A 3816-nucleotide genomic window follows, 5' to 3' on the forward strand; every position below is an offset into this window, starting at 1 on the left:
ATGCCCGCTCGACCCACACGCCATACTGTTGGGCGATGACAAAGACATTGGTTGCGGTAGGCAATGCCGCCATGAGCATGGCCGTGTAAATCCACACCGGCGGAAAATTCCCGACAAGATTCAGCACCCCATAAATCAGTAACGGCTGAACCAGCAGCTTGATGGGGACGATGAGATAAAGCTCCCTCGGTACGCGCCGCAGTGGGCGTAATGCAAGCGTTGCGCCCATGGCAAAGAGCGCGCAAGGCGCTGCTGCCTTGGCCAGGAGATCGATCATGCGGTCGATTGCGACAGGTGGCTCGATACCAAGTATCGCGGCACCCACACCCATGATCGTCGCGATAATGAAAGGATGGCCGAATATCTTGCGTAGGACACCGATAGCGACGTCGCGCGGAGAACGCTTGTCATTGCCCGAAAGCGCCATCAACAGCGGTGCCATCACGAAGTGCAGCGTGTTGTCGAAGCAGAATATCAGCGCGACGGGCACGGCCGCCGACGCACCGAAGGCAAGAATTGCCAGGGCCGGCCCCATGTAACCAATATTGCCGTAGGCAGCAGCAAGCCCTTGAATCGTGCTTTCATCGATCTTCCGCGTCCGTGCGAACGCGATCAGAAACATCGTCAGGAAAATGGCAAATGTCGACAAAGTGCATCCGACAATAAAGGTCCACTGGGTCAATTCCGCCACGGGCGTTTTCGAAAGTATTTGGAAAAATAGAGCCGGCAACGCCACATAAATGATGAACGTATTCATCCACCCCAGCGCTTCTAAAGGCTGGTGATTGATACGTGCCACGAAAAAGCCAAGGAAAATCAGTCCAAAGAATGGAAGTACCAGATTGAAGACACTGAGCATGACGGACTTTTTGAATTTATGGCGGGATAGAGTGGTCGCAGGAACCATTTAGGCTCGCGAGCTTTGATAGAAACAGATACCTACTACGAATGACGATGATGACACAGATACGCCATGCAAAATTTCAGATCGGCCAGGTAGTCAGCCACAGGATATTCGCATTCCGGGGCGTGATCTTCGACGTGGATCCGGAATTCGACAATACGGAAGAATGGTATAGATCCATTCCCGAGGATATTAGGCCCCGGCGCGACCAGCCCTTCTATCACCTTTTTGYAGAAAACTCCGAGAGCGAATATGTYGCCTATGTTTCGGAACAGAACCTTGTTCCCGATACGACCGGTGTGCCCTTGAGGCATCCGCAGATCAAGAACATGTTTGAAACGCCGGAAAACGGTGTCTATCGCGTGAAAAAACCGCATATGAACTAGCAATAAAAAAGGACGCTCGAAGCGTCCTTTTTTAGCTCTCAGTGCCGGTTGATTAATTGCCGGTTTTGGCTTTTTCCTGCTCAGCCTTCATCTTCTCCTCGAACTCCTTCTGACGCTTCTGGACTTCGTCCTGAAGTGTCTTCTGGCGCTGTTCGAGCTCGTTCTGCTGCAGGCCGGGACCCTCATAAGCCTGGGTGAAACCGGTGAGCGCAACGTTGATCGGATTGGGCTTGTTCTGGAAGTTGACCGAAGTCATCGTCAGCTGATTGCCTTTCTTGAAGGCAGCAAGCAGGTCATCGGACAAGGCAACTTCGGAGATGCAACGATCCGGGAAGCAGATGGCGTAATCAACTTTCTGGGTCTTGCCGCCGTTGATCTGGAGGCCGACCCCCGGGGCGATCAGACGGCCGGTCGGGACGGAAACCTGGAAGATCTTGCGATTGATCTTACCCTTGATCTCGATAAGGTTGACGGCCGTCAGGAGCTGGCCGCTATCGGCCGTCACGATGTTCTGCGTATTGCAGATGTCGTTGTCTTCCTGTTTCGAGCAAACCTTGAACCAACCCTGAGGCGCTCTTTGCTGCTGCTGGGCTGAGGCTGGTACTGCCGCGGCGGCAAGTAATGCAACGGCACCGGCGAAGGATGCGGTTGCAGCGAAAGTCTTTCGGGTGGACATGGTCAACTGGTTCCTTTCAGCGCACTTATCCGAAGTGTGGCTTGATCACTTGTATTTGCTTGTCTGGCTTTGGTCACTAAATGCGGCAACAGAGTGACCCTAGAGCGAGATGCAATTATCGAACGCCGTGTTACACTGCATGCCGATGCAAATCCAGACTACTTTTGGCTGTCTATGAATTCAGATGGCACATAACACGTCTTCCGCCGCAGAATCGTCTTCAAATGATAGTCTTTGACACGAATCAGGGTAAATCGCGCCTTTAAATGCGCAAGGTTGAGACGATGTTGAAGAGAAGTTTGCAGATTCTGGCGCTTTTGATCGCAGCATGTTCGGCAATGGACGCTTCTTTTGCAGAACCAACCTATGGAATCGCCATGCACGGCGAGCCAGCCCTGCCCGCGGACTACAAGAATTTCCCCTATGTCAATCCGGCCGCGCCAAAGGAAGGTTCCATTACCTATGGTGTAGTCGGCACATTCGACAGCCTCAATCCGTTTCTGATCAAGAGCATGCGAACGACCGCACGCGGCATGTTCGGCGATTCCGAATTTGGCAATCTGGTCTACGAATCACTGATGCAGCGAAGCGCTGACGAGCCTTTCACCATGTATGGTTTGCTCGCCGAAAAGGTTGAAACCAATGACGAGCGAACCTGGGTCGAATTCACGCTCAATCCGAAGGCGAAATGGTCCGACGGGCAGCCGGTAACGCCCGAAGATGTGATCTTCACGTTCGATGTTCTGACCAAAAAGGGACGACCGCCCTTTAGCAGCCGCATGAAACTGATCTCAAAAATCGAAAAAATTGGCGAACACGGCGTAAGGTTCACATTCAACGAGCAGGCGAACAGGGAGTTTCCGCTGGTCTTGGCGCTCATGCCGGTCCTTCCGAAACATGCGATCGACATCGACAAATTCGACGCTTCGCCCTTGGCCATCCCGGTCGGCAGCGGGCCCTACATCGTTTCGAAGGTCCAGCCGGGCCAGCGTATCGTTTTCAAGCGAAACCCCGACTACTGGGGCGCTGACCTGCCGAGCAGGGTCGGGTTCAACAATTTCGACACGGTAACGGTCGAGTATTTCCGTAACGATCAGGCGCAGTTCGAAGCCTTCAAGAAAGGTGTATTCGACGTATTCATGGAAGGCGATCCCAACAAATGGGCGACGTCCTATGATTTTCCTGCAGTCAAGGACGGCCGGGTCATCAGGGAGACGTTCCGGTCAAGATCGCCTGCCAACATGTTCGGCTTTGTCTTCAACACGCGGCGCCCTTTGTTTCAGGACAAGGCTGTCCGGGAAGCGCTCGCGCTCATGTTCGATTTCGAATGGACCAACCGCAACCTCTACGCCGGCCGCTATCAGAGACTGGGCAGCTACTGGCAAGGCTCGGAGTTGTCTGCAGTCGGCAAACCTGCAGACGCAACGGAACGCGCGCTGCTGGCGCCATATCCGGATGCGGTGCTGCCGGAAGTGATGGACGGCACCTATGAGCCTGCCAAAACGGATGGAACAGGGCGCGATCGCAAGGAAATGAAGCGCGCTTATGACATTCTGGTCAGCCGGGGTTACAAGATCGAGAAGGAACAGATGCTCGACCCGCATGGAACGCCCCTCACATTCGAAATTCTGACGCGCTCCGTTGGCGAAGAGCGTCTTGGCCTTGCCTATAAACGCACGCTTGAGCGTCTTGGTATTGGGGCAACCATCCGTACGGTCGACGACGCTCAGTATCAAAAGCGCCTGCAGACGTTCGACTACGACGTTATCCTGGGCGCGTATTCAAATTCGCTTTCGCCGGGATATGAGCAATTCAGCCGCTGGGGCAGCCAGTCGAAAGAAGTTGAAGGC

4 protein-coding genes are annotated in these 3816 nt (G+C 53.9%); 2 read left to right on the top strand and 2 right to left on the bottom strand.

Annotation, left to right across the window (positions count from 1 at the left end; genetic code table 11):
* Nucleotides 1-859, bottom strand: an 859-nt coding sequence (locus ACXJ5O_RS21165) for an AEC family transporter (protein ID WP_457301610.1), incomplete at its 3' end; no start/stop codon positions are given.
* Between the two features lie 98 nt (nt 860-957).
* On the opposite strand from ACXJ5O_RS21165, the gene hspQ reads away from it, so the two are divergent.
* Nucleotides 958-1290 (top strand): heat shock protein HspQ, encoded by a 333-nt coding sequence (gene hspQ / locus ACXJ5O_RS21170; RefSeq protein ID WP_457301611.1) that lies wholly within the window; start codon nt 958-960, stop codon nt 1288-1290.
* A 52-nt stretch (nt 1291-1342) separates the two neighbouring features.
* Here hspQ and ACXJ5O_RS21175 read toward each other — a convergent pair whose 3' ends face one another.
* Nucleotides 1343-1966 carry an invasion associated locus B family protein gene (locus tag ACXJ5O_RS21175; protein ID WP_112527087.1) on the bottom strand — a complete coding sequence of 208 codons (624 nt, stop codon included), beginning with the start codon at nt 1964-1966 and terminating at the stop codon, nt 1343-1345.
* A 284-nt stretch (nt 1967-2250) separates the two neighbouring features.
* On the opposite strand from ACXJ5O_RS21175, the gene ACXJ5O_RS21180 reads away from it, so the two are divergent.
* A partial coding sequence (locus ACXJ5O_RS21180) for an extracellular solute-binding protein (protein ID WP_457301609.1) occupies nt 2251-3816 on the top strand: 1566 nt, incomplete at its 3' end.

Source organism: Phyllobacterium sp. P5_D12, from assembly GCF_054049495.1.

What these genes read in the sequence shown, in the direction of transcription:
- ACXJ5O_RS21175 (WP_112527087.1), bottom strand. Translation starts at nt 1,966, where the DNA reads ATGTCCACCCGAAAGACTTTCGCTGCAACCGCATCCTTCGCCGGTGCC.